This is a genomic window from Pseudogulbenkiania sp. MAI-1, from assembly GCF_000527175.1.
Classification (GTDB): Bacteria; Pseudomonadota; Gammaproteobacteria; order Burkholderiales; family Chromobacteriaceae; genus Pseudogulbenkiania.
Genome location: NZ_AZUR01000001.1, coordinates 3,349,010 through 3,368,735, shown reverse-complemented (window position 1 = coordinate 3,368,735; position 19,726 = coordinate 3,349,010). Strand labels below are relative to the sequence as shown.

The following is a 19,726-nucleotide window of genomic DNA, read 5'->3' as shown; positions in this document are numbered from 1 at the left end:
TCGCTTTTTCCCCGCACAAACTTTACCTGTCAGATAACAACAGGTAGGTTCACTACCGTACACGTTGATGACTATCACCGTAGCGGTTGATGCAATGGGCGGTGACGTTGGCCTCAAGGTCACCGTCCCGGCATCGATCCAGTTTCTCCAAGACCATCCCGACGCTCGACTCATTCTTGTAGGTGACCAGACCGCCCTCGAGGCGGAATTGGCGCTGCATGCCGCCGTCGCGCGCGACCGTCTGCGCATCCATCACGCTTCCCAGGTGGTGGGCATGGACGAATCGCCGCAGCTGGCCATGAAGAACAAGAAAGACTCGTCGATGCGGGTGGCGATCAACCTCGTCAAGGAAGGCGAGGCGCAGGCGGCCGTGTCGGCCGGCAACACCGGTGCGCTGATGGCCACCGCGCGCTTCGTGCTCAAGACCATTCCCGGCATCGACCGTCCGGCCATCGCCAAGCTGTTGCCCACAAGCAAGGGCACCAGCTGCATGCTGGACCTGGGCGCCAATGTCGACTGCACCCCGGCGCAACTGCTGCAATTCGGCATCATGGGCTCCGAGCTGGTGTCCAGCCTGTCCGGCAAGGCCAGCCCCACGGTGGGCCTGCTGAACATCGGCTCCGAAGACATCAAGGGCAACGAGACCGTCAAGCAGGCCGCCGAGCTGCTGAAAGACGCCGAACTGAATTTTTACGGCAACGTTGAAGGCAACGACATCTACCGCGGCACGGTGGATGTGGTAGTCTGCGACGGATTTACCGGCAACGTGGCGCTGAAGACCTCCGAGGGTCTGGCGCACATGATTGCCTCCTTCCTGCGCGAAGAATTCACCCGAAGCTGGTGGACCCGGTTGTGTGCGCTGGCCGCCATGCCGGTCCTGAACCACTTCAAGAAACGGGTGGATGCCCGCCGCTACAACGGCGCGAGCCTCTTGGGCTTGCGCGGTATCGTGGTGAAAAGCCACGGCGGCACCGACGCGCTGGGATTCCGGTACGCGCTGGAACAGGCTTGCGAGGAGGCCGGTTCCAACGTGATTGCTCACATCGCCGAGCGGGTTGCACAGCAACTAGAACACATCAAGCAATCCGAGGCAGCAGCGAACTGAGACACATGGCCTATTCACGCATTCTCGGCACCGGCAGCTACCTGCCGCCGACCGTGCTTACGAATGCGATGCTGGCTGAGCGCGTCGACACCAGTGACGAGTGGATCGTTTCCCGTACTGGTATCCGCGCCCGCCACATCGCCGACGAGCAGGAAAAAACCAGCGACCTCGCGCTCAAGGCGGCCCGGGCCGCGCTGGCCGACGCGGGCGTCGCAGCCGATGAGATCGACCTCATCGTGGTGGCGACCACTACCCCCGACATGGTGTTCCCCAGCACCGCCTGCCTGCTGCAGGAAAAGCTCGGCGTGCACGGCTGCGCCGCGTTCGACGTGCAGGCGGTGTGCGCCGGCTTCATGTACGCGCTGATTACCGCCAACAACTACATCAAGTCCGGCATGGCCAAGAAGGCGCTGGTGGTCGGGGCCGAGGTGATGTCGCGCATCCTCGACTGGGAAGACCGCCGCACCTGCGTGCTGTTCGGTGACGGCGCCGGTGCCGTGGTGCTGGGCGAGTCGGACGAGCCCGGCATCCTGCACGCCAAGCTGGCGGCGGACGGGCGCTACAAGGACATCCTGAACACCCCGGCGCAGATCGCCGGCGGCAAGATCCAGGGCATGCCCTACCTCAACATGGATGGCCCGGCGGTGTTCAAGTTCGCCGTCAAGGCACTGTCCGACATCGCCGAGAAGACCCTGGCCGAGGCCGGCGTGAGCAAGGATCGGGTCGACTGGCTGGTGCCGCACCAGGCCAACCTGCGCATCATCGAATCGACCGCCAAGCATCTGGGGCTGCCGATGGAGCGCGTGGTGGTGACGCTGCCCGAGCAGGGCAACACCTCTGCCGCCTCGATCCCGCTGGCGCTGGACGTTGCCGTGCGCGACGGCCGCATCAAGCGTGGCCAGACCGTGATGCTGGAGGGCATCGGCGGCGGCTTCGCCTGGGGCGCGGTACTGCTCACCTTCTGATGACACAAGCACGCCAAGGCGTGCGCCTCCCGAGGTTGACGCGCCGCGCGCGTCGGGACGGCGCCCCTTGGCGTTCCTCGTTCCTGACGTTTTCTTGGGAGATTCACCATGTCGTTTGCCTTCGTTTTCCCGGGCCAGGGCTCGCAAAGCCTCAACATGATGGATGGCTTTGCCGACCTGCCGGTGGTGAAGCAGACCTTCGACGAAGCCTCGGCCGTGCTCGGTGACGACCTGTGGGCCATGCTCAAGGCCGAATCGGCCGACGCCATCAACGCCACCATCAATACCCAGCCGCTGATGCTGGCGGCCGGCGTCGCCACCTGGCGTGCCTGGCAGGCCGTTGGCGGCGCGCAGCCGGCCGTGGTAGCCGGCCACAGCCTGGGCGAATACAGCGCGCTGGTCGCCGCCGGGGCTTTGAGCTTTGCCGACGCGGTCAAGCTGGTGCGCCTGCGTGCCCAGGCGATGCAGGAAGCGGTGCCGGCCGGCGAAGGCGCGATGGCCGCCATCCTTAACCTGTCCGACGACGACATCCGCGCGGCGTGTGCCGAGGCGGCGCAGGGTGAGGTGGTGGAAGCGGTCAACTTCAACTCGCCGGGCCAGGTGGTAATCGCCGGCGCCAAGGCCGCCGTCGAGCGCGCCATGGAGCTGTGCAAGGCCAAGGGCGCCAAGCGCGCGCTGCCGCTGCCGGTGTCGGTGCCGTCGCACTGCGCGCTGATGAAGCCGGCAGCCGAGCGCCTGGCCGCCGCGCTGGCCGAGGTGGAGATCAAGGCGCCGGCAATTCCGGTGCTGCACAACGCGGACGTGGCGAGCTACAGTGACCCGGCGCAGATCCGCGATGCCCTGGTGCGCCAGCTCTACAGCCCGGTGCGCTGGACCGAGACGGTGCAGAAAATGGCGGCCGACGGCATCGTGCAACTGGCCGAGTGCGGTCCGGGCAAGGTGCTGGCGGGCTTGGCCAAGCGCATCGACGGCAACGTCAAGGGCCTGGCGCTGACCGATGCGGCGGCGCTGGAAGCGGCGCGCCAAGAGCTGCAGTAAGCCTCTGGTTTGCGGTAAAAAAGAGACACTTTCCCCGCTGCCGTCTGGAATGTGCGGCGGGGCATTTCGAGGAGAGAGTTGATGAGTCTGCAGGGTAAAGTGGCGCTGGTGACCGGCGCTTCCCGCGGCATCGGTGCGGCCATTGCCGACGCGCTGGCGGCCGAGGGTGCCAAGGTGATCGGCACCGCCACCTCCGAGAGCGGTGCCGCCGCGATCGGCGAGCGCCTGGCGGCGCAGGGCGGCGTGGGCATGGTGCTCAACGTCGGTGAGGAAGGCGCCATCGAGGCGCTGGTCGACACCATCGCCAAGGAGCATGGCGACATCGCCATCCTGGTCAACAACGCCGGCATCACCCGCGATGGCCTGTTGATGCGCATGAAGGACGAAGACTGGGACGCCATCATGGACACCAACCTGAAGTCGGTGTTCAAGGCCTCCAAGGCCGTGCTGCGTGGCATGATGAAGGCGCGCTGGGGCCGCATCGTCAACATCGCTTCGGTGGTGGGCGCGATGGGCAACGCCGGCCAGGCCAACTATGCCGCCGCCAAGGCGGGCATCATGGGCTTCACCAAGTCGATGGCGCGCGAAGTGGGCAGCCGCAACATCACCGTCAACTGCGTGGCGCCGGGCTTCATCGATACCGACATGACCCGCGCCCTGCCGGAAGCGCAGCGCGAGGCGCTGGTGCAGCAGATCGCCCTGGGCCGCCTGGGCGATGCCAAGGATATCGCCGACGCCGTGGCCTTTTTGGCGTCGGATCGCGCGGCCTATATCACGGGCCAGACTTTGCATGTAAATGGTGGCATGCTGATGCCCTGAACCTCCCTTTCATGGGCGGTTGGAGCATTTAGGTAGGCTACTCTAAATTTTTTTTGTAGAATACTCGGGTTTTGTTATCCCGAATCAGAAAGGTAAAGGGTTAATACAAATGGAAAACATCGAACAGCGCGTCAAGAAGATCGTTGCCGAGCAACTGGGCGTGAACGAAGCCGAAGTGAAAACCGAGTCTTCCTTCGTCGACGATCTGGGCGCTGACTCCCTGGATACCGTTGAACTGGTGATGGCTCTGGAAGAAGAGTTCGAGTGCGAAATTCCGGATGAAGAAGCCGAGAAGATCACCACCGTTCAGCAAGCGATTGACTTCGTCAACGCTCATCTGAACAAGTAATTCTTTTTGCTGTACCCAGGGACCTCTGCCCGATAGCGCCTGGCGCTCGCAGCAGAGGTCCTTTTTGTTGGCGGCTTCGAAACGGGTGCCTGTGTGCGCCCCGGTTTTGTCTGACCTGGGTGCGGCCGTTTCGAAACAATCGGGAGAACGCCCTCCCTGCCTTTGCGGAGAAAGCCCCGTGACCAAACGTAGAGTAGTAGTAACCGGCCTTGGCCATGTGTCCCCGGTGGGCAACGATGTTGCGTCCGGCTGGGCCAACCTGCTGGCCGGCAAGTCCGGCATCGGCACCATCACCCGCTTCGATGCCAGCGACCTGGCGTGCCAGATCGCCGGCGAAGTGAAAGATTTCAATATCGGCGACTATATTTCGCCGAAAGACGCGCGCCGCATGGACGTGTTCATCCATTACGGCATCGCCGCGGCGTTCCAGGCGATCGCCGACGCCGGGCTCGAGGACATTCCCGACCTCGACAAGACCCGTGTCGGCGTCAACATCGGTTCCGGCATCGGCGGCTTGCCGCTGATCGAGGAGACCGGCGTGGCGTTGATGGAAGGTGGCCCGCGCAAGATCGGCCCGTTCTTCATTCCCGGTTCGCTGGTCAACCTGATCGCCGGCCACGTGTCGATCATGAAGGGCTACCAGGGACCGACCTACGGCATCGTTTCGGCCTGCACCACCGGCGCGCACTGCATCGGTGACGCGGCGCGCCTGATCCAGTACGGCGACGTCGACGTGATGGTGGCCGGCGGCGCCGAAGGCGCCATCTCGCGCCTGGGCATCGGCGGCTTTGCCGCGATGAAGGCGTTGTCGACGCGCAACGACGATCCGGCCTCCTCGTCCCGCCCGTGGGACAAGGGCCGCGACGGCTTCGTGATGGGCGAGGGCGCCGGCGTGCTGGTACTGGAAGAGTACGAACACGCCAAGAAGCGCGGCGCCACCATCTACGCCGAGCTGGTCGGCTTCGGCATGAGCTCGGATGCGTACCACATCACCGCGCCGAACAGCGACGGTCCGGCACGCGGCGTGAAGAACGCCCTGCGCGACGCCGGCATCAATCCGGACGAGGTGGATTACGTCAACGCGCACGGTACCTCCACCCCGTTGGGTGATGCCAACGAGACCACCGCGCTGAAGATCGCCTTCGGCGACCACGCCAAGAAGCTGGTGGTGAACTCGACCAAGTCGATGACCGGCCACCTGCTGGGCGGCGCCGGCGGCGTCGAGGCGGTGTACTCGGTGCTGGCGCTGCACCACCAGGTGTCGCCGCCGACCATCAACCTGTTCGAGCAGGATATCGAAGGCGGTTGCGATCTGGACTACGTCGCCAACACCGCGCGCGAGATGCCGATCCGCGTGGCGATCTCCAACTCGTTCGGCTTCGGCGGCACCAACGGCACGCTGGTCTTCAAGCGCGTCTGAGCGCTCTGAGCTTCGATTGACAGTCAAAACCGCTGCGTTACACTCGCAGCGGTTTTTCTTTTTCGGCCCGCGTCGACCCGACGCGGGCCCAGGACCGGTCATGTTTACCGAACGACTCGACTTTTCCCCCGATCTCCTGGCCTTGCACGCCGCCGATCGGGCGCATTTCCCCTACCTGCTGATGTCCTCCGGCGAGCAGGGCTGGGATATGCTGTTTGCCCTGCCGGGAGAGACCCGGCTGTTTTACGACGGCGAGGGCGGCGCGTTCCTCGACGCGGTGCGCGCCATCACCCCGCAGCCGGTGGTCAATCCGCACGGCCTGCCCTTCGTCGGCGGCTGGTTCGTGTTCCTCGGCTACGACCTGCTGTCGGAGTTCGAGCCCAGCGTGCCCACCGGCGTGCCGGACAGCTTCCCGCTGGCGGCGCTGGCGCGCGTGCCGGCCGCCGTGCTGATCGACCGCGCCACGCAGCAAGGCTGGCTGGTGGCCGAAAGTGCCGAAGGCTTGCAGGCCTTGCGCGCCAAGATGGCGGCGGCGGAGCCGTTCACGCCGCGCCCGGTGGCCTTGCAGCATCTCAGCGAGGGTGACCCGTCCTGGTATACCGACGCGGTGGTGCGCCTCAAGCGCTACATCCTCGAAGGCGACGTGTTCCAGGTCAACATCTCGCGCGGCTGGCGTGCCACGCTGGCGGACGGGGTGCGCGCCGCCGACCTGTTCGCCGCGCTGCGCTGCGCCAACCCGGCGCCGTTCTCGGCGCTGGCCGACTTTGGCGCTGCCCAGATCGTCAGCTCGTCGCCGGAGCGGCTGGTACGGGTCAAGGACGGCTGGGCCGAGACGCGGCCGATCGCCGGCACCCATCCGCGCTCGCCCGATCCGGTCGAGGACGCGGCGCTGAAGCAGCGCCTGATTTCCAGCACCAAGGAACGCGCCGAGCACGTCATGCTGATCGACCTCGAACGCAATGACTTGGGCCGCATCAGCCAGCCCGGCACGGTGGAAGTCAACGAGCTGATGGCGGTGGAAAGCTACGCCTACGTGCACCACATCGAATCGAACGTGCGCGGCAAACTGCGCCCCGAGGTGGCGCCGGTCGACGTGTTCCGCGCGCTGTTCCCCGGCGGCACCATCACCGGCTGCCCCAAGGTGCGCACCATGCAGATCATCCGTGAGCTGGAGGCCGGTGCGCGCCGTGCCTACACCGGCAGCCTGGGCTACCTGAACCGCGATGGCAGCATGGACCTGAATATCCTGATTCGCACCTTCATGCAGGAGGGCCAGCAACTGCGCTTCCGCGCCGGCGGCGGCATCGTGGCGGATTCCGATCCCGAGCGCGAACTGCAGGAGACGCGCCACAAGGCACGCGGCCTGTTGCGTGCGCTCGGGGTGGAGCAAGCCTGATGACGGTGCTGATCGACGGTGTGCCGGGCGAGCAGGTCTCGGCGCTGGACCGCGGCCTCGCTTATGGCGACGGTGTCTATCGCACGCTGGAACTGGTCGCTGGCCGCCCGCGTTTGTGGCGCTGGCAATGGCAGAGGCTGGCCGACGATTGCGTGCGACTGTGCCTGCCGTTGCCGGATGAGTGTCTGGTCCTGGCTGAATTGGAGCAGGCTGCGGCCGGCCTCGAGCGCGCCGTGGCCAAGATCGTGCTGACGCGCGGTGCCGGTCGGCGCGGCTACGCCATGCCGGCTGATGCGGTGCCGACGCGCATCGTCTCGGCCAACGCCTGGGCCGGCTATCCGACCGAGCTGGCCGAGCAGGGGGTGACGGTGCGTCTGTGCGAGCTGCGCCTGGGGCTGCAGCCGCGGCTGGCCGGCATCAAGCACCTCAACCGGCTGGAGAACGTGCTGGCGCGTTCCGAGTGGAGCGATCCGGCCATCCACGAGGGGCTGCTGCTCGACAGCGAGGGCTATCTGGTCGAGGGCACCATGAGCAATCTGTTCCAGCTGCGAGGCGGAGAACTCGTTACCCCCTTGCTCGATCGCAGTGGCGTGGCCGGCGCGCTGCGCGCCTGGGTGTTCGACAACGCCCCGGCGCTCGGCCTGGTGGTACGCGAGGCGCGCCTGACGCTGGACGATCTCGACAGCGCCGAGGCGGTTTTTCTCTGCAACAGCCTGATCGGACTGTGGCCGGTGGTACGGCTGGACGGGCGGACCTGGCAGATACCGGAAATCCTGCGAGCGCTGGCCGCACGTCTTGCCGTGGCCAGTTGAGTGGCGGAGCGGCTAGCCGCGGTCATTTCACCGCATTGAGCACTCTTCCGGGGGGGGGGGGGGGGGGCTGGCTTGCAGGCCGCGGCGCTTAGGGTGCCCGTGGCAGGTCGTCGAAACTTGCCGCATTACGCAGAGATCCGTCAGCTTCTCTCCAGCGTGCCATCCACCCCATCGAACGGCTGAAACCACTCGGCATGGCGCGCACCGACCAGCGCGCTGATGCCGTGGCGCTGCTCCGCCTCGACCAGCGCGGCGGCGAACGCCGTGTCATCGACGATGCCCTCGTACACTTCCATCCAGGTGGACGGATCGTCGCGTCGGCGCAGCAGCCGCGCCGTCACCCCGCAGCGGGCGCCCAGTTCCTGCTGCAGCGCCAAGAGACGCCGGTGCAGGTCGGCGTCGAAGCCGGCCACCTTGTAGTACAGGTACAGCGCATGTGTCATCGTGTTCTCCCTGTGCAGTGGATCGGCTACGGGCCGGCAGCCGTGCCGCAAAATCGCTTATGATAGACCCTTTAGAGCCTGTTCAAGGTCTTTTTGCGGCTGCGGCCGGGTTCTGCCGGATGCAGCGCGAGAAGAGAGTCCCGCCGCAGTGTCATTCACTGCCAGGGACGAACGACAACGCGATGCGCTGGCAGTACCCGGCCCCGAAGGGCTGGCCCGGCAAACAGCCAGCTGCGGTGTTGGACGTCTTGACCTTAGAATGACTAAGGTCTGCGCCGTCCGCCTAGCATCTGGCCATTTGCCGGGCCAGCGCAGTCGAAAAAAGACCTTGAACAGGCTCTTCCGATAGTTCATGCGCCGCGCCGGCCTGCCGGGGTGGCCTTGCCGGGTTGAAGGGGAAAAACGGTGCAGCAAGGCATCAGGACCTTGGTGGTGGTCGGAGTCGGTCTGATCGGCGGCTCTTTCGCGCTGGCGCTCAAGCGCGCCGGCCTGGTCGAGCGCGTGATCGGCGTCGGCCGCACGCTGGACAACCTGCAGCGCGCGCTGCAGCTGGGGGTGGTCGACGAGATCAGCCAGGATCCGGGCGCGGCGGTACAGCAGGCCGACATGGTGCTGCTGGCCACGCCGGTCGGGCAGATGGGCGCGCTGCTGGCGGCCATGGCCGACACCCTGCCGGCGCACACGATCGTCACCGACGCCGGCAGCACCAAGAGCGACGTGGTTGCGCTGTTCCGCCAGCACCTGCCGAACCAGCTGGCGCGCTGCGTGCCGGCGCATCCGATCGCCGGTTCCGACCTGTCCGGCGCCACCGCCGCCCAGTACGGCCTGTACGAGAACCGCAAGGTGGTGCTGACGCCGCTGGCCGAAACCAGCGCCGACGCCAGCGAACAGGTGAGCCGCTTGTGGCAGGCCTGCGGCGCCAAGGTGCACGTGATGAGCGCGGCCGAGCATGACGCCGTATTCGCTGCGGTCAGCCACCTGCCGCACCTCTTGGCCTTCGCCTACGTCGACATGATCGCCGGCAAGGACGACGCCGCGCGCTGCTTCGACTTCGCCGCTACCGGTTTCCGCGACTTCACCCGCATCGCCGGCAGCCACCCGGAAATGTGGCGCGACATCAGCCTGGCCAACCGCGACGCGCTGCTGATGGAGCTCGATGCTTATCGTGCGGCGCTCGACCGGCTGCAGGCCCTGCTCGCGGCGGGGGACGGCGAGGGGCTGGCCGAGGTGTTCGACACGGCGCGCGCGGCGCGCGTGGCGTGGAACCAGCGCTTCGTGCGCCAGGGTTAGGCTGTGCTGGAGGAAAGATCATGACGATCTGGGTGGATGCCGATGCCTGTCCGGCGGTGATCAAGGACATCCTGTACCGCGCCGCAGACCGGACCGCTACGCCACTGGTACTGGTGGCCAACCGGGCGTTGGCCACGCCGCCATCGCCACATATCCGCGCGGTGCAGGTGCCGTCCGGATTCGACGTGGCTGACAACTACATCGCGCAGCAGGTGCAGGTCGGCGATCTGGTGGTGACGGCGGACATTCCTTTGGCGGCCCAGGTCGTCGAGCGCGGAGCGTTGGCGCTCAACCCGCGCGGCGAGTTGTACAGTGACGCCAGCATCCGTGAGGCGCTGGCGCTGCGTAATTTCATGACCGAGCTGCGTGATAGCGGCATCGTGACCGGCGGGCCGGCGGCCTTCGGTCAGCGCGAGCGACAGGCCTTCGCCGCCCAGCTCGACCGGCTGCTGGTGAAGCGCCGCTAGCGCCCGGTGGGCAACGCGGCGCGGATCACCCCTTCCTTGTCGGCCGGCTGCCAGCCGTCCGGCTTCAAGATCTTGCCGTCGGCACGCCGCCGCACTTGGCCGTCGACACATTTGCGCAGGTTGGCGGCGTGGATTTCCCGTGCCATCTCGGCCACCGGCAGCCCCTGCGACAGCAGCAGCCCGGTCATCACGTTCATCACATCCACCCCTTCGGCGGCGAGCTCGGCCATGCGTCGGATGCGTTCCTCCTCGTCCGCGCCGTCCAGGGCCCGGTACTCGGCGAGCGCCTGCCAGAACTCGGCCAATTCCTCGCGCAGCATGGTTTCCCACAGCGCCAGGTCTTCCGGCCGCGGCGTGGGCTGTTCGGGCGGGGTCAGATCGAAGCGCTGCATGAATTCGCGGCGCAGGGAGAAGAAGTCGGTCATGGTGCGGGCTGGACAATTTTGATCAACATATTGTCATCGATTTGATGGTTGATAACAACATGTGCTGTTATGACGTAAAAAAAGCGCCCGGAATCCGGGCGCTTTCCGCATCGGGGGATCGGGCACTCAGCGTGTCAGCGAGGCCAGTACCTCGAAGTAGTCGGGGAAGGTCTTGGCGACGCACTTGGGATCGTTGATCACCACCGGCGTGCCCATCAGCGCCACCAGCGAGAAGCACATCGCCATGCGGTGGTCGTCGTAGGTGTCGATCTCGGCGTTGGGCGTCAGCGCGGCCGGCGGGATGATGCGGATGTAGTCGCGGCCTTCCTCCACCGTGGCGCCGACCTTGCGCAGTTCGGTGGCCATGGCGGACAGGCGGTCGGTTTCCTTGACGCGCCAGCTTTCCACGTTGCGGATGGTGGTGGTGCCGTCGGCCGCCAGCGCCGCCACGGCGATGGTCATCGCGGCATCGGGGATGTGGTTGAGGTCGACGTCGAGCGCCTTGAGGCCGTCCGCCGGGGCGCTGGCTTCGATCCAGTTGTCGCCCATGCTGATGACGGCCCCCATCTCGCGCAGCGTGTCGGCGAACTTCACGTCGCCCTGGATGCTGTCGCGGCCGACACCCTCCACCCGCACCGGCCCGCCGGCGATGGCCCCGGCGGCGAGGAAATACGAGGCGCTGGAGGCGTCGCCCTCGACGTGGATCTCGCCCGGCGAGAGGTAGCTCTGCCCGGCGGCGATGGTGAAGCGCTGCCAGCCCTGGCGCTCGACGGTGACGCCGAAGCGCGCCATCAGATTGAGGGTGATCTCGATATAGGGTTTGGAAATCAGCTCGCCGACTACCTCGATGGTCACCGCCTCGCCGGTCAGCGGCAGCGCCATCAGCAGCGCGGTGAGGAACTGGCTGGAGACGTTGCCCTTGACCGGGATCACCCGGCCGGCGTCAATCGTCGCCGGGGAGATGGCCAGCGGCGGGAAGCCTTCGTTGCCGAGGTAGCGGATGTCGGCGCCGGCCACCCGCAGGGCATCGACCAGGTCGCCGATCGGGCGCTCGTGCATGCGCGCAACGCCCGAGAGCTGGTACTCGCCCTGCATCAGCGCCAGCGCCGCGGTCAGCGGACGGAAGGCGGTGCCGGCGTTGCCGAGGAACAGCTCGGCCTGTTTCACCGGAAACGCGCCGCCCACGCCGTGCACCACGAAGTCGCGGCTATCGCCGACCTGCTCGATGCCGACACCCAACAGCCGCAGTGCGCCCAGCATGTAGCGGATGTCGTCGGAGTCGAGCAGCTCGCGCACCAGCGTCTTGCCCTCGGCCAGTGCGGCCAGCAGCAGGGTGCGGTTGGAAATGCTCTTGGAGCCGGGCAGGCGGATGGTGCCGGACAGGCGGGGGGAGGGCGAAAGATGCAGCTGTTCCATGGGTCGGATTCTTGAACGGTTCGGTCTGGGTCATCGCGGCATTGCCGCGGGGGCATGCCATGTTTTGCACTCCACTGTACCCGCGCCGCCACGGTCTAGGCAAACCGTTGCGCTCTTCGTGTCGTGCCAGCGCCCCGGCCGGGTGTCGGCTGCGCTAGAATAAACCCTTTTTTCAGGTCCGCTTCGGCCGGCCTTATCAGCTCAGGTTTTTCTCGACATGACCGTACCCGTCATCACCATCGACGGACCCTCCGCCTCCGGCAAGGGTACCGTGGCCGCGCTGGTGGCCGCCCAGCTCGGCTTCCACTATCTCGATTCCGGCTCGCTCTACCGGCTGGTGGCCCTGCTCGCTCTACGCCGCGGCATTGCCCTGGACGACGAGGCGGCGCTGGCCGAGGCGGCTCGCCACCTGCCGGCTGAGTTTTCCGACGGCACGGTCTGGCTCGAGGGCGAGGATGCCGGCGACGCCATCCGCGGCGAGGACGTCGGCATGGGCGCCTCGCGCGTCGGCGCGCTGCCGGCGGTGCGCGCGGCCTTGCTCGAACGCCAGCGCGCCTTCCGCCTGGCGCCCGGCCTGGTCACCGACGGCCGCGACATGGGCTCGGTGGTGTTCCCGACCGCCACGCTCAAGGTTTTCCTGACCGCCAGCGCCGACGAGCGTGCCCGCCGGCGCTATAAGCAGTTGATCGACAAGGGGGAATCTGCTAACCTCCAAAAGATTAAGCAGGACATAGTCGATCGCGACGCGCGCGATGCCGCCCGAACGGTCGCCCCCCTGCGACAAGAGCCGGATGCCAAACTGCTTGATACCACGGAGCTGACGATCGACCAAGCAGTCGATGCAGTCGTGCGGTGGTTCAAGGAGCGACAGGTCTCCGGCCTCTGATTTTTTTGGCCCCGTCTTTGCCACGGTGCAAAGACCTTATCTCAACCACTAACCCGCATGCCGCAAGGCATGCACGTGTGAGTAATCTTAATGACTACCCTCGCTATGGAAAACTTCGCCCAGCTGTTCGAAGAAAGCCTCACCCTTCACGACATGCGCGTAGGCGAAGTGATCACGGCCGAAGTCGTTGCCGTTGATTCCAACTTCGTAACCGTCAACGCCGGCCTCAAATCCGAGTCCCTGATCAGCGTCGACGAGTTCAAGAACGACAAGGGCGAAGTCGAAGTCGCCATCGGCGATTTCGTTACCGTGGCCATCGACGCCCTGGAAAACGGCTTCGGCGAAACCAAGCTGTCGCGCGAAAAAGCCAAGCGCCTGGCCGCTTGGATCGAGCTGGAAGAAGCCCTGGAAGCCGGCACCATCATGTCCGGCCTGATCAGCGGCAAGGTCAAGGGTGGTCTGACCGTTATGGTCAACGGCATCCGCGCCTTCCTGCCGGGCTCCCTGGTTGACGTACGTCCGGTGAAAGACACCACCCCGTACGAAGGCAAGCAAGTCGAATTCAAGGTCATCAAGCTGGACCGCAAGCGCAACAACGTGGTGGTATCCCGCCGCGCCGTGCTGGAAGAAACCCTGGGCGAAGAGCGCAAGGCTCTGCTGGAAACCCTGTGCGAAGGCGCCGTGGTCAAGGGTATCGTCAAGAACATCACCGACTACGGTGCGTTCGTTGACCTGGGCGGCATCGACGGCCTGCTGCACATCACCGACCTGGCCTGGCGCCGCGTCAAGCACCCGTCCGAGGTGCTGGCCGTGGGCGACGAAGTCGAAGCCAAGGTCCTCAAGTTCGACCAGGAAAAGAACCGCGTTTCGCTGGGCCTCAAGCAGCTGGGCGACGATCCGTGGGTGGGTCTGTCCCGCCGCTACCCGTCCGGTACCCGCCTGTTCGGCAAGGTGACCAACCTGACCGACTACGGTGCGTTCGTTGAAATCGAACAGGGCATCGAAGGTCTGGTGCACGTGTCCGAAATGGACTGGACCAACAAGAACGTACACCCGTCCAAGGTGGTTCAGGTTGGCGACGAAGTCGAAGTCATGATCCTCGAGATCGACGAAGACCGCCGCCGTATCAGCCTCGGCATGAAGCAGTGCATGGCCAACCCGTGGGACGATTTCGCTGCGACCTACAAGAAGGGCGACAAGCTGGTCGGCGCCATCAAGTCGATCACCGACTTCGGCGTGTTCGTCGGTCTGCCGGGCGGCATCGACGGCCTGGTTCACCTGTCCGACCTGTCCTGGAGCGAAGCTGGCGAAGAAGCCGTGCGCAAGTTCAAGAAGGGTGACGAGGTTGAAGCCGTCGTGCTGTCCATCGACGTGGAAAAAGAGCGTATCTCCCTGGGCATCAAGCAGCTCGAAGGCGATCCGTTCAACAACTACGTTGCCATGAACGACAAGGGCGCTCTGGTCAAGGGTACCGTGAAGTCGCTGGACGCCAAGGGCGCCGTGATTCAGCTGGACGGTGACGTCGAAGGCTACCTGCGCGCTTCCGAAGTTTCCCGCGACCGCGTGGAAGACATCCGCACCCACCTGAAGGAAGGTGACGAAGTTGAGGCCGTGATCATCGCCATCGATCGCAAGAGCCGCAACATCAGCCTGTCCATCAAGGCCAAGGATGCCCAGGAAGAAGGCGCTGCCCTGCGCTCCCTGGCTGCCAGCGACGCCAACGTCAGCGCTGGTACCACCAGCCTGGGCGCCCTGCTGAAAGCCAAGCTGTCTTCGGGCAACAACGCTGAGTAATGGCATCATGACCAAATCTGAGCTGATTGCCAGGCTGGCGGAACGTCTTGCCGAGCGCAATTCTCAGTTGGTCTACAAGGATGCTGAGCTGGCCGTCAAGACCATTCTGGACGCGATGGCCGGCAGCCTGGCCAGCGGGCAGCGCATCGAGATCCGCGGTTTCGGCAGTTTCGATCTGAACTACCGTCCGCCGCGGGTCGGGCGCAACCCCAAGTCGGGTAGCAGCGTCTCGGTTCCTGAGAAGTTTGTGCCGCATTTCAAGGCGGGCAAGGAACTGCGCGAACGGGTCGACCTCGCGCTGCTTGCCCAGGAGCAGGTCTGAGTGCCTGCCCTTGCCGCCTTACCGCTCAAGCAAAGCGCCGCTGCCTGCGGCGCTTTTTTCTTGGCGGCTTGGGTTGTGTCAGCCAATCGTTTAAACTTGCACTCCGGCTCACTTTATCTCGCGAGAAACCATGCGCTACGTGCTGCGTATCATCGAACTTGTCCTGTTGGTGCTCTTGATCGCCGTGACGGTGCAAAACAGCCATCCGGTCGATTTCAAGCTGTTCTTCGGACAGGTCTGGAGCGCGCCGCTGATCGTGTTTCTGCTGGTGTTCTTCATTGCCGGCGCAGCTGTCGGTCTGCTGGCAACCTTGTCCTACTACCTGCGCCTGCGCCGCCAGCTGTCGCTGCTGAAAAAAGAATTGCGCAACCGGCCGCCGTCACCGCGAGTGGTCCACGACCCCAGTGACGCGTTGGCCGATTGATGTTTGCCTTTGCCAGCTGCCGCCCTTCCGGGCGGCAGCGGTATTTTTGTCGTTGAAGTGAAAGGATGGCCTTGGAGCTCGATCTGTGGTGGTTGCTGCTGTTCCCCGCCTTTTTTGCGCTGGGCTGGCTGGCGGCGCGCGTCGACATGCGCTCGGTGCTGAGGCAGGCCAAGGAAGTGCCGGCCGGATTCTTCCGCGGCCTGGATGCGCTGGTGGAAGAGGACAGCGGCGGGGCGGTCAAGGCCTTGGCCGAAGTGGCCCGGCAACAACCGGCGGTGCAGGAGCTGCCGCTGACCCTGGGCAAGCTCTACCGCAAGCGCGGCGAGAACGACCGCGCCATCCGGCTGCACCAGCAGATGCTGGAATCGACCGACCTGCCGTCGGAACAGCGTGACGCGGTGCGCTTCGAACTGGCGCAGGACTTCCGCAAGGCTGGGCTGGTCGACCGTGCCGAGGAAATCCTGCTCAAGCTGTTGGATGGCAACATGGGCCTGGCGGCGCGCCGCCAACTGCTCGATATCTACCAGCAGGACCGCGACTGGGAAAAGGCCATCGCCACGGCCAGGGAATTGCGCAGCGACGCCCATTCTTACCAGCACGAGGTGGCGCAATACCACTGCGAGCTGGCTCAGGGCGAGTTGTACAAGTCCAACTATGCCGAGGCACGACGCCACGTCGTCGAGGCGCTGGCGGCCAACCGTAAATGCGTGCGTGCCAGTCTGATCCTGGGCGACATCGAGTTCGCCGAAGGCCGGCTGGAAGAGGCCATCGCCGCCTGGCAGGGCATCGAGAAGCAGAACTTCGAATACCTGTCGATGGCCGCCGAGCGGCTGTTCGACGCCTACGAGAAGCTCGGCAAGCCGGGCGAAGGGATCGCGCTGTTGCGCGGCTACCAGAAAACCTTCCCGCAATTGGAGCTGACCGACTTGCTGTACCAGAAGGTCGCTACCTACGAGGGCGAGGCCCGCGCGCTGGAAGCGGCGCGCGAAGCGGTACATGCGCGCCCCAGCCTGAACGGGGTGTACCGGCTGATCGAGTCGCAGATGGACGGGCTGACGCCGGAAGGGCGCCTCGACGCCGAAGTCATCCGCGCCTTGGTGTTCAAGCACGCCCAGCGGCTGACCGTGCATCGTTGCAAATGCTGCAATTTCCGTTCGCGCGCCTTCTTCTGGCATTGCCCGGCCTGCGGCGAGTGGGAGAGCTTTACCCCCAACCGCTCGGAGATTCACTAAGCGCCTGTGCCTTGGGCGGCGTGCCGGCATGACCGCTTTGGTTCGCTCGCCTGTTGCTACGGGCTTTAAATCGTTTCAGGAGTCTGTATGAATCCTCTGGTTTCGGCCAACCTGTCGGGGGCCCCTACGTCCCCGGTCATCGTCGCGCTGGATTTCGCCGACGCCAACAGCGCGCTGGCCTTCGCCGCCCGCCTCGATCCGGCCGAATGCCGCGTCAAGGTTGGCAAGGAGCTGTTTACCGCCTCCGGCCGCGCGCTGGTGGAGAGTCTCACCGCACGTGGCTTCCAGGTGTTTCTCGACCTCAAGTTCCACGATATCCCCAACACCGTGGCGCATGCCTGCAAGATGGCCGCCGAAGCGGGGGTGTGGATGGTCAACGTGCACGCCTCGGGTGGGCGGCGCATGATGAGTGCCGCGCGCGAGGCACTGGAGCAGTACAGCCAGCGCCCGCTGTTGATCGCCGTCACCGTGCTGACCAGCATGGAAGCATCCGATCTGGCCGAAATCGGCATCACCGTGCCGCCGCAGGAACAGGTGCTGCGCCTGGCGCGGCTGACCCGCGACAGCGGGCTGGATGGCGTGGTGTGTTCGGCCCAGGAGGCGAGCCTGCTCAAGGGTGAACTGGGTGCCGAGTTCAAGCTGGTCACACCGGGCATCCGCCTGCCGGATAGCGCCGCCGACGATCAGCGCCGGGTGATGACGCCGACCGCCGCGCTGGCCGCGGGGGCGGACTACCTGGTGATCGGCCGCCCGATCACCAAGGCCGCCGAACCGCTGGATGTGCTGCGCCAGATCAACCAGGATATCGCTCAATTCCGGACGACCCAAGCATGAAAATCACCGTAATCGGATCGGGCTATGTCGGCCTGGTCACCGGCACCTGCCTCGCCGAAGTCGGCAACGAGGTGTGCTGCCTCGACGTCGATCCGGCCAAGATCGCGCTGCTGCAGGCCGGCGGCATCCCCATCTACGAACCGGGGCTGGACGAGATGGTCCGCCGCAACGTGGCGGCCGGCCGTCTCTCCTTTACCACCGACGTGGCCGAGTCGGTCGCCTTCGGCGACATCCAGTTCATCGCCGTCGGCACCCCGCCGGACGAGGACGGTTCGGCCGACCTGCAGTATGTGCTGGCCGCCGCCCGCAACATCGGCCGCCACATGGACGGCTACAAGGTCATCGTCGACAAGTCCACGGTGCCGGTCGGCACCGCCGACAAGGTCAAGGCGGCGATCGCCGAAGTGCTGGCCGAGCGCGACGCCCACATCGACTACAGCGTGGTCTCCAACCCGGAATTCCTCAAGGAAGGCGCGGCGATCGAGGACTTCATGAAGCCCGACCGCATCGTGGTCGGCGCCGAGGACGAGCGCGCCGTCGAGATGATGCGCCGGCTGTACGCACCGTTCCAGCGCAACCACGAGCGCATCCTGTTCATGGACGTGCGTAGCGCCGAGCTGACCAAGTACGCCGCCAACGCCATGCTGGCGACGCGCATCTCGTTCATGAACGAGCTGGCCAACCTGGCCGAGACGCTGGGCGCCGACATCGAGCTGGTGCGCCGCGGCATCGGTTCCGACCCGCGCATCGGCTACCACTTCCTGTACCCGGGCGCCGGTTACGGCGGCTCGTGCTTCCCCAAGGATGTCAAGGCGCTGATCAGCAGCGGCAAGGCCAACGGCCACACGCTGCGTGTGCTGGACGCGGTCGAGGCCGCCAACGACGCGCAGAAGCTGCGCCTGGTGGAGAAGGCCGTGGCGCGTTTCGGCGAGGACCTGTCCGGCCGCCGTTTCGCGCTGTGGGGCCTGGCGTTCAAGCCCAACACCGACGACATGCGCGAGGCACCGTCGCGGGTGATCGTGGCCGAGCTGACGCGCCGTGGCGCCGAGGTGGTGGCGTACGACCCGATCGCCGCCGAGGAGGCGCGCCGGGTGATGGGCGGCAACCCGCGCCTGAGCTTTGCCGAGGACATGATGAGTCCGCTCGCCGATGCCGACGCCTTGCTGATCGTCACCGAGTGGAAGATGTTCCGCGCCCCCGACTTCGAGGCGATCCGCCGAGCGCTCAAGACGCCGGTGATCATCGACGGGCGCAATATGTACGATCCGGCCTGGCTGCGGGCGCAGGGCTTCGATTACCAGGCGATCGGGAGGTAACACATGACGACAGGACTGTTGCAGACCCTGGGACTGGAACCGGCCAAGCTGGCCGACACGCTGGCCGACGCGCGCGTGCTGGTGGTGGGCGATGTGATGCTCGACCGCTACTGGTTCGGCGATGTATCGCGCATCTCGCCGGAGGCGCCGGTGCCGGTGGCCAAGATCGGCCGCATGGAAGAACGCGCCGGTGGCGCCGCCAACGTGGCGCGCAACATCGCCGGTCTGGGCGGCAGGGCCACCATCCTGTCGGTGGTCGGTGACGACGAAGCGGCCAGCGCGCTGGAGCGGCTGATGGACGCCGACGGCATCGCCACCTCGTTCAAGCGCGATGCCGGCATCTCCACCACCATCAAGCTGCGCGTGGTGGCACGCCAGCAGCAGCTGATCCGGCTCGACTTCGAAGACGCGCCGAGCCACGAGATCCTGGCCGACAAGCTGGACGAGTACGCCGCCATCGTTGCCGAGCACGACGTGGTGATCCTGTCCGACTACGGCAAGGGCGGCCTGACCCACGTCACGCGCATGGTCGAACTGGCGCGCGCCGCCGGCAAGCCGGTGTTGATCGACCCTAAGGGCGACGATTACAGCAAGTACGCCGGCGCCACGCTGCTGACGCCGAACCGCAGCGAGTTCAAGCAGGTGGCCGGCAGCTGGCAGAGCGAAGAGCAACTGACTGCCAAGGCCGAGGCGCTGCGCGCCGAGCTCGATCTCGACGCCTTGCTGGTGACGCGCAGCGAGGAGGGCATGACGTTGTACCGTCCGCAGGGCGTGGTGCACCAGCCGACGCTGGCGCGCGAAGTGTACGACGTGTCCGGCGCGGGTGACACCGTGATCGGCACGCTGGGGCTGGCGCTGGCCGCCGGGCTGGAACTGCCGCTGGCGATGTCGCTCGCCAACGCCGCCGCCGGGATCGTGGTCGGCAAGCTGGGTACCGCGGTGTGCACCCAGCCGGAATTGTTCGCGCTGTAAT

21 protein-coding genes are annotated in these 19,726 nt (G+C 65.8%); 18 read left to right on the top strand and 3 right to left on the bottom strand.

The features are described from left to right. Positions 1-67: 67 nt before the first annotated feature. The 8 genes from plsX (at position 68) to pabC (ending at position 7,904) form a co-directional block, all read left to right on the top strand. Entirely contained in the window at positions 68-1,105 is a 1,038-nt protein-coding gene (gene plsX / locus PSEMAI1_RS0115700; RefSeq protein WP_024303784.1) for a phosphate acyltransferase PlsX, read from the top strand. Between the two features lie 5 nt (positions 1,106-1,110). Then, the gene (locus PSEMAI1_RS0115695) at positions 1,111-2,070 is read left to right on the top strand and encodes a beta-ketoacyl-ACP synthase III (protein ID WP_024303783.1); all 960 of its coding nucleotides are present in this window, start codon (positions 1,111-1,113) and stop codon (positions 2,068-2,070) included. A gap of 108 nt (positions 2,071-2,178) precedes the next feature. Further along, the gene (gene fabD / locus PSEMAI1_RS0115690) at positions 2,179-3,108 is read left to right on the top strand and encodes an ACP S-malonyltransferase (protein ID WP_024303782.1); all 930 of its coding nucleotides are present in this window, start codon (positions 2,179-2,181) and stop codon (positions 3,106-3,108) included. An 81-nt stretch (positions 3,109-3,189) separates the two neighbouring features. Beyond that, complete coding sequence (gene fabG / locus PSEMAI1_RS0115685) at positions 3,190-3,927, top strand: 3-oxoacyl-ACP reductase FabG (RefSeq protein WP_024303781.1); 738 nt, start codon at positions 3,190-3,192, stop codon at positions 3,925-3,927. A gap of 109 nt (positions 3,928-4,036) precedes the next feature. Next, a complete protein-coding gene (gene acpP, locus PSEMAI1_RS0115680; protein ID WP_024303780.1) occupies positions 4,037-4,276 on the top strand; it encodes an acyl carrier protein in 240 nt (79 codons plus the stop codon). Between the two features lie 178 nt (positions 4,277-4,454). Then, positions 4,455-5,696 carry a beta-ketoacyl-ACP synthase II gene (gene fabF / locus PSEMAI1_RS0115675; protein WP_024303779.1) on the top strand — a complete coding sequence of 414 codons (1,242 nt, stop codon included), beginning with the start codon at positions 4,455-4,457 and terminating at the stop codon, positions 5,694-5,696. 100 nt (positions 5,697-5,796) lie between these two features. Next, positions 5,797-7,092, top strand: coding sequence for an aminodeoxychorismate synthase component I (locus PSEMAI1_RS0115670; RefSeq protein ID WP_024303778.1), 1,296 nt, complete (start codon positions 5,797-5,799; stop codon positions 7,090-7,092). Beyond that, on the top strand, positions 7,092-7,904 hold the full coding sequence (gene pabC, locus PSEMAI1_RS0115665) for an aminodeoxychorismate lyase (RefSeq protein ID WP_024303777.1): 813 nt from the start codon (positions 7,092-7,094) through the stop codon (positions 7,902-7,904). The genes PSEMAI1_RS0115670 and pabC overlap by 1 nt, the downstream gene beginning before the upstream one ends. Before the next feature lie 140 nt (positions 7,905-8,044). On the opposite strand, the gene PSEMAI1_RS0115660 is transcribed toward pabC, so the two are convergent. Next, positions 8,045-8,347: a DUF4936 family protein gene (locus PSEMAI1_RS0115660; protein WP_024303776.1), complete on the bottom strand. Its 303-nt coding sequence runs from the start codon at positions 8,345-8,347 to the stop codon at positions 8,045-8,047. Between the two features lie 405 nt (positions 8,348-8,752). On the opposite strand from PSEMAI1_RS0115660, the gene PSEMAI1_RS0115655 reads away from it, so the two are divergent. Both PSEMAI1_RS0115655 and PSEMAI1_RS0115650 read left to right on the top strand, forming a co-directional pair. Further along, positions 8,753-9,637, top strand: a complete 885-nt coding sequence (locus tag PSEMAI1_RS0115655; protein WP_024303775.1) for a prephenate dehydrogenase/arogenate dehydrogenase family protein — start codon at positions 8,753-8,755, stop codon at positions 9,635-9,637. A gap of 20 nt (positions 9,638-9,657) precedes the next feature. Further along, positions 9,658-10,104 carry a YaiI/YqxD family protein gene (locus tag PSEMAI1_RS0115650; RefSeq protein WP_024303774.1) on the top strand — a complete coding sequence of 149 codons (447 nt, stop codon included), beginning with the start codon at positions 9,658-9,660 and terminating at the stop codon, positions 10,102-10,104. Here the strand turns inward: PSEMAI1_RS0115650 and PSEMAI1_RS0115645 are convergent. Both PSEMAI1_RS0115645 and aroA read right to left on the bottom strand, forming a co-directional pair. Further along, positions 10,101-10,529, bottom strand: coding sequence for a nucleoside triphosphate pyrophosphohydrolase family protein (locus tag PSEMAI1_RS0115645; RefSeq protein ID WP_024303773.1), 429 nt, complete (start codon positions 10,527-10,529; stop codon positions 10,101-10,103). The two genes, PSEMAI1_RS0115650 and PSEMAI1_RS0115645, sit on opposite strands and share 4 nt — an antisense overlap. A gap of 126 nt (positions 10,530-10,655) precedes the next feature. Further along, entirely contained in the window at positions 10,656-11,945 is a 1,290-nt protein-coding gene (gene aroA, locus PSEMAI1_RS0115640; protein WP_024303772.1) for a 3-phosphoshikimate 1-carboxyvinyltransferase, read from the bottom strand. Positions 11,946-12,162: 217 nt separating this feature from the next. Between aroA and cmk the strand changes: the two genes are divergently transcribed. The 8 genes from cmk to rfaE1 all read left to right on the top strand — a co-directional run bounded on the left by cmk (position 12,163) and on the right by rfaE1 (position 19,725). Continuing rightward, positions 12,163-12,831 carry a (d)CMP kinase gene (gene cmk / locus PSEMAI1_RS0115635; RefSeq protein WP_024303771.1) on the top strand — a complete coding sequence of 223 codons (669 nt, stop codon included), beginning with the start codon at positions 12,163-12,165 and terminating at the stop codon, positions 12,829-12,831. 90 nt (positions 12,832-12,921) lie between these two features. Then, on the top strand, positions 12,922-14,625 hold the full coding sequence (gene rpsA / locus PSEMAI1_RS0115630; RefSeq protein ID WP_029770766.1) for a 30S ribosomal protein S1: 1,704 nt from the start codon (positions 12,922-12,924) through the stop codon (positions 14,623-14,625). 7 nt (positions 14,626-14,632) lie between these two features. After that, the gene (locus tag PSEMAI1_RS0115625; protein WP_024303769.1) at positions 14,633-14,947 is read left to right on the top strand and encodes an integration host factor subunit beta; all 315 of its coding nucleotides are present in this window, start codon (positions 14,633-14,635) and stop codon (positions 14,945-14,947) included. A 130-nt stretch (positions 14,948-15,077) separates the two neighbouring features. Then, a complete protein-coding gene (locus PSEMAI1_RS0115620; RefSeq protein ID WP_024303768.1) occupies positions 15,078-15,371 on the top strand; it encodes a lipopolysaccharide assembly LapA domain-containing protein in 294 nt (97 codons plus the stop codon). A 71-nt stretch (positions 15,372-15,442) separates the two neighbouring features. Further along, the gene (lapB, locus tag PSEMAI1_RS0115615) at positions 15,443-16,603 is read left to right on the top strand and encodes a lipopolysaccharide assembly protein LapB (protein ID WP_024303767.1); all 1,161 of its coding nucleotides are present in this window, start codon (positions 15,443-15,445) and stop codon (positions 16,601-16,603) included. An 87-nt stretch (positions 16,604-16,690) separates the two neighbouring features. After that, a complete protein-coding gene (gene pyrF / locus PSEMAI1_RS0115610; RefSeq protein WP_024303766.1) occupies positions 16,691-17,437 on the top strand; it encodes an orotidine-5'-phosphate decarboxylase in 747 nt (248 codons plus the stop codon). Continuing rightward, positions 17,434-18,753 carry a UDP-glucose/GDP-mannose dehydrogenase family protein gene (locus tag PSEMAI1_RS0115605; RefSeq protein WP_024303765.1) on the top strand — a complete coding sequence of 440 codons (1,320 nt, stop codon included), beginning with the start codon at positions 17,434-17,436 and terminating at the stop codon, positions 18,751-18,753. Before pyrF ends, PSEMAI1_RS0115605 begins: the two co-directional genes overlap by 4 nt. Before the next feature lie 3 nt (positions 18,754-18,756). Continuing rightward, positions 18,757-19,725 (top strand): D-glycero-beta-D-manno-heptose-7-phosphate kinase, encoded by a 969-nt coding sequence (rfaE1, locus tag PSEMAI1_RS0115600; RefSeq protein ID WP_024303764.1) that lies wholly within the window; start codon positions 18,757-18,759, stop codon positions 19,723-19,725. Position 19,726 lies beyond the last annotated feature (1 nt).